3 protein-coding genes and 2 pseudogenes are annotated in these 5,594 nt (G+C 67.2%); all 5 read right to left on the bottom strand.

All coding sequences use genetic code 11. The features are described from left to right. Window positions 1–883: 883 nt before the first annotated feature. Entirely contained in the window at window positions 884–1,213 is a 330-nt protein-coding gene (locus tag ACH4C6_RS35715; protein WP_366900554.1) for a tyrosine-type recombinase/integrase, read from the bottom strand. A gap of 163 nt (window positions 1,214–1,376) precedes the next feature. Continuing rightward, a complete protein-coding gene (locus ACH4C6_RS35710; protein WP_398112759.1) occupies window positions 1,377–1,874 on the bottom strand; it encodes a hypothetical protein in 498 nt (165 codons plus the stop codon). 707 nt (window positions 1,875–2,581) lie between these two features. Then, window positions 2,582–3,661 (bottom strand): bifunctional DNA primase/polymerase, encoded by a 1,080-nt coding sequence (locus tag ACH4C6_RS35705; protein ID WP_398112758.1) that lies wholly within the window; start codon window positions 3,659–3,661, stop codon window positions 2,582–2,584. Window positions 3,662–4,164: 503 nt separating this feature from the next. After that, window positions 4,165–4,321: pseudogene (locus tag ACH4C6_RS35700) on the bottom strand (IS5/IS1182 family transposase); the annotation flags it as partial. Between the two features lie 15 nt (window positions 4,322–4,336). Next, window positions 4,337–5,427 (bottom strand): annotated as a pseudogene (locus tag ACH4C6_RS35695) (IS630 family transposase). Window positions 5,428–5,594: the final 167 nt, after the last annotated feature.

The raw sequence follows: 5,594 nt of genomic DNA, 5'->3' as shown, positions 1-5,594 counted from the left end.
CCCGAACCGACAAGCTCGCGATCGCCTACCAGGCCGCACTCCACCTCGCGGGCATCCTCATCTGGACCCGGCGCTGACCAAAGAGACAGAACCTAAGTGTCACATCGTGCACTACGGGTTCATCGGGAGGTTCGGTGCTATGACCTGAAGTGATTGAGCGTCGGAGCCTTCGTGGGTCTGTTGTTGTCGATCTTCGGAGAGTTGTGCTGAAGCGGTACTCCTTCCTGATGACGCGCAGCCGAGGGTGTTGCAGGCGAAGCGGCGGTCGTACAACTCGGGTCGGCACGCGGTTTAGCTGACGAGCGTGGGTTCCTGCGCCGGTTCTTGCCGGACCGTGCCAGGTGCAGGGGGAGGTGGCGGAATCTTGGCCGGACAGTTGAAAATCGAGGACGCCTCGTGTCTGAAGTTTACCGCCCGTGGGAGATCCGGGAGACCGGCGGCTGGCGGGACTCGCCGAGGTCTACGAGGACTTGGTGGGGTGGCTGGACGCGCGGGCGTGAACGACGGGGACGGGCCGAGGGCGTTGTTCGATGCGGCGGCGGGGTGGCTGCGAGGGCCGGCTTCAGTGGCTGGACGCGACGGCAGTCGGCGCATTCCGCCGCGTCGTGCCCAGGGCCGGCCGAACGTGTAACAGGCCGGTCAGGGCCGTCCACTGAAGTCGCGCCAGGCCAGGCAGCCAGAGCAGGAACTGGTGGGCTCGACGTAGCCCTTTCGGGAAGCGAGTCACTGGATCACTCCGGCGGCAGCGACCGGCCGTCCCGGTGCTTGCACAGCCCGGACATCTTCCCCTCCGAGATCACCAGGCCGTGCTCGGCCAGGCTCCGCTGAAGCTCGCAGGCATCCCAGATGCCCTTGTTCGCGGCGGACAGCCGCAGGTTCTACTTCATCGCAGAAGTCCTCCCAGCCGCTTCGCAGCCCGCTGCTGCCCGGTCACCCAGGCATCCTTGACCCGGGTCTGCTGAACATGGACGTATCGCATGGTGGCGGCGATCCAGGAGTGCCCGAAGATTTCCTGGATCGCGATCAGGCCGAGTCCGCCGAGGTAGAGCTTGGATGCGCAGAAGTGCCGCAGGACGTGCAGGGGGAGCTTGTCGCTCCACTCCGGCAGATGCGTCGTGGCCGCGGCCTTGCGCCCGCCGCGCAGGGCATTGTCGCCGACCCAGCCCGAGGTGCCGTCGGCGCATCTGCGTTCGGAGGGGAACAGCGGGGGCACCGGGGCGGGTGTGGTCGTCGTCGAACTGGCCCCGGACGTCCTCGATGAACCATCGGAGCGTGCGGTCGGCGCCATTGATCAGTGGGACCATCCGCTCGCGCGGACCCGAGCCGCGGGCGCCCTTGCCGTGGCGGACGTGGAGCTTGCCGAAGCGGCCCAGATCTCACTTGATGTCCGCCAGATCGAGCTTGCACGCTTCGCTGACCCGCCCCCCGACCTGAGACATCAGCTTGGAGGCGGTGTAGTTCCGGGCGGTCGGGGCGACCTTCCAGCAGGTCGCCAGCTCGCCGCCCCACCCGGCGAAGAGCATCTTGACCTCCGGCCCGGACGATGAAATCCGCAGCGCCGCGTCACTCGACCCGCGCGGCCGGTTCATCTCGTCGATCGGGCACTTGGTCACCCGACCGGTCATCCGGTCGATCTCGACCTTGTACCGCAGCTCCAGAACCAGGAAGTACGTGGTCAGCGTCTGAGAGCGCCTCAGCCGGGTGCCGCTCGGCGAAGCCCGCGGCACTTTCCCGAAGTACGCGTCGGCGTCAGACGGCTCCATCTCCCACAGCTGCCGCCCGAACCAGGACCGCATCTGCTCGAGGTGCCCGACGTCCCCGCGGATCGTGCCGTCCGCCAGCCCTGCCGAGGCCCGCGCCAGCACGAACCCCACCAGTACATCGTCTCGAACTGCTCCAGCTCCTCCGCAGTGGCCGGCGGCAGGCCATCACGCAGGTCCCGTATGGCAGCCAGCGCCAACCCGGGCCGCCTTATCTTCAGCCAGATCGCGAACCGGATCGGACATGGTGAGAACGCTTCAGGAATCCCGGAGATACATCAGCCCGCGAGCAACTACCGGGTAGAAGACAAACCCCCTGTCCACAAGGTCCCTCAGTGCAACTCACGGGATGTCGCACAGTCGCGGCATCTTCGATCACTCGCCGAGGAGCGGCACCTGAGTGCCGCCGAGGTCCGTGAGGATACGGTGTGCTCGAGCTGGTTGCGGCCACCGCTATCGCCCAGCGGAATCCGAGCGATGGTCCGCTCTCCAGGGGGTTGCACGCTCGCTGCCGTGGGCGTGGAGCAGCCCCGTAGTCAGCGGTAGCGTCGAACGTCGAGCCCGCGTCTGCGCGTCAGGCTGCGTCCGACCGTCCGAAGGCTGGCCACTCGCCAGCCTGGGCGTGAACTGACGGTTGTGCCTCGCTGAGCGGGACGTGGAGGGGGGGGGTACTGCTGCGGTTGTTGCGATGGGCGGCAGCCCTGCGGCAAAGGGCATGCTACCGGCCCCGTTGGGGCCCGTACAAGCCGCAGGGGGTGGCGGCTGCTACGTGGTTTGAGCGGCAGCCTGTGCGTTGACCCTCGGCATCACCTCGGCGCTGCTCACGCACGTCCTTCGAGGCGGAACGGGTGTGCAGCTCCGGCGGCCAGACCGTCGTCGATGATCCTTTGATTGCGAGCGGTCCTCCAGGGCCTGGCCTCGATGGCTGCGGCGAGAAGTTGGTCGCGGACCGCGGTTTGCTCAAGGTGGCCGGCTGCCACGAGGCCTCCCGCCGTGTAGGCGGCTCGGTTGAGTTTTTCGGTGAAACCGGTTCCTTCGGTGGCGGCCGCGCAGTCGGCGACCTGGTCGAGGAGTGGGGTGAGGACCCGGTGGGCGGCGGTCGGTCTGCGGATCCGCCTTCGTCTGGAGCGGGGCTGCGGGGGCCCCGGGGGGACGATGACGTGGCCAGTGCGTGCGAGTTCGGCGTGGAGCCAGTGGGGCAGGGGAGCGGGCAGGCGGGTGGGGCCCTCGGGAACGTAGGTGCCCTGGGCAGTGCGGGTGGTGGGAGCGATGATGTAGCCGCCTTCGGCCCTGACGTCGACCTGCCATGCGAGGGCGACCTTGGGGCTGGAGCCGGTGGAGCAGCGCAGCCTGGTGGTCGCCGGGTGGGGGATGCGGTACCAGATGTGCAGGCCACCGGAGGGGGTGCGGACGCGCAGGGTCGTCTCGTCCAGAGCGGGGTCGGGTCGGCCTCGGTAGGCCGCCAGAAGCGCGAGGGTGTCAAAGCCAGAGGCGAGGCCGGTGAGGTTCACCGCGTCGGGGATAGGAATGCCTGGCAGCAGGCGACTGCGGTCGGGTATTTCGGCGGAGTGGGCGTCGACGTCCAACACGACGAGGTCTGCGGGGCCGCAGGCAATGCCGACTCCTGACGAAGGGCTGTCGGTCCACCAGGCATCGATGTGGATGGTGTTGGTGGTGGCGGCGTGGAAGCCGTGACAGGGGCGCCCTGCGGGCAGGCAGGGGCATTCCTGAGGCTGGTGAGTACGCCTCCTGCACTCGGGGCAGTTGGCGGCCGGCGTTTTACGTCCTGGGGCCAGAGGGTGAACGGGCCAGCCCTGGGCGGCGCACCAGCGGGCTACGGCGTGCGGTGTCGCGGGGCTGTCCGGAGCGGCGGGCGGGAGAGTGTCACCGGGGCGCGGCACGCTGGCTGTCCTTGTCGGTTCTCGAAGCTCAGTCACTGGAAAGACACCATGACACGGGCGGTTGGTGTTCTGGCAGGGACCGATGTGACCGTATCGGCGAAGAGTTTAATGGCACCTCGGCCGGGGCCCGGCATCCTGGATGCCATGCGCCACCGGACCTGGCTGTCCAGGGTCCGTCGGATGGCTCCGACTTTGAGTCCTGCCGGAGCCATCGCGCCCGCTGACGACGTCGACGCCGGATGCCCTGGGGTGCGAACCGTCTTCACGGGGGAGGTCGTCGTATCCGCCGTAACTGCTGAGGCGCTGACGCGGCCGGCCGGCCGCGACGTGAGTGGAGGGACGGGATGAGTGAGGGTACGGCTGTCGTAGACGTTGGCTGCGGAGATGCTGATCAACGCGTTCAGCCGTACCGCATCACCGGCGTAAGCATCTCAACCACGAACTTTCCCCAACCGTCCACTCACCACGCCAAGCCCTCTAGATTCTATCGTCGAATGTCATGCCTACATCAGGAGTGATGCGAGGGTGACGGCTGCCTCGTAGGACTCGGCAGTCTTGTCGTAGCGGGTCCCTATGCCGCGACACTGCTTCGGGCGGTCGAAGCAGTGTTCGACATCGTTGCGGTGTGTAGGTCTCGCGGTCGTAGGCCGGCGGGCGGCCTACGCTGAGCCAGAGCTAGTGACCTGAGTCAGAGATTCGTCGGCAGTAGGCGGCGACTTTGTCGAGGATTTCGTCGGCGGTTTTCGTCCAGACGAACGGCCGCGGGTGCTGGTTCCAGTCGGCGATCCGGGACCGGATGTCCCGCTCGAGGGCCTGGACGGATCGGTGGACGCCTCTCTTGAGTTTCTTCTGGGCGAGCTCGGCGAACCACCGCTCGACCAGGTTCAGCCAGGACGCGCTGGTCGGCGTGAAGTGCAGGTGGAAGCGTGGGTGCGCAAGCAGCCACTGCTTGATGGCAGGCGTCTTATGGGTGACGTAGTTGTCCAGGATCAGGTGCACGTCGAGGTCGGCGGGACTTCCTTGTCGAGCTTGGTCAGGAACTTCTTGAACTCGACGGCCCAGTGGCGCCGGTGGAGGGAGCCGATCACCTTGCCGGTGGCGACTTCCAGTGCGGCGAACAGAGTGGTGGTGCCGGCGCGGACGTAGTCGTGGCTGCGGTGTTCAAGAACGCCGGGAACCATCGGCAACACGGGCTGGGACCGGTCGAGGGCCTGGATCTGGGACTTCTCGTCCACACCAAGCACCAGGGCCTTCTCCGGCGGGTCGAGGTACAGGCCCACGACATCGCGGACCTTGTCGATGAACAGCGGGTCCGTGGACGGCTTGAACGTCTGCGAGCGGTGTGGGGCCAGGGCGAACGCCCGCCAGATCCGCGAGATCGCGGACTGCGACATGCCCGTGGCCGCCGCCATCGACCGGGTCGACCAGTGAGTGGCGTTCTTCGCCTTCTCCTCGAGTGTCTTGACGATGACGCGCTCGACATCCGCGTCGGTGATCTTCCGGGGGACACCGGGCCGCGGCTCGTCGGACAGGCCGTCCAGGCCCCGTTCGAGGAAACGCCGCCGCCAGGTGCGGACCGTGTCCGGCGTCACCTGCAGCCGGCGCGACACCTCCATGATCGAGTGCCCGTCGGCGCACTTCAGCACGATCCGCGAGCGCTGGGCCAGCGCCTGAGCCGTCGTACGACGACGCACCCAGCCCTCCAGCACAGCCCGTTGGGCATCAGTCAGTGACAGCGGCCGAATCTTCGGACCCGGACGACTCATACCGAACCAACGACGAATCTCCGACTCAGGTCACTAGCGGACGCAGCAGGTTGGGGTCGGTGCCCCGCTTCCTAGCCTCGTGCTTTCACGAGGTGGGCTGTCCAAGAGTTGATCAGAAACACGGAAAGTGCCCTTGACCTGCAACGATGGGACTTGCTGAGGGTCCT

The sequence above is a fragment of the Streptomyces sp. NPDC017943 genome (genome assembly GCF_044328425.1).
Lineage (GTDB): Bacteria > Actinomycetota > Actinomycetes > Streptomycetales > Streptomycetaceae > Streptomyces > Streptomyces djakartensis_A.
The sequence above is the reverse complement of the archived record's forward strand: the minus strand, read 5'-3'. Positions and strand labels throughout refer to the sequence as shown.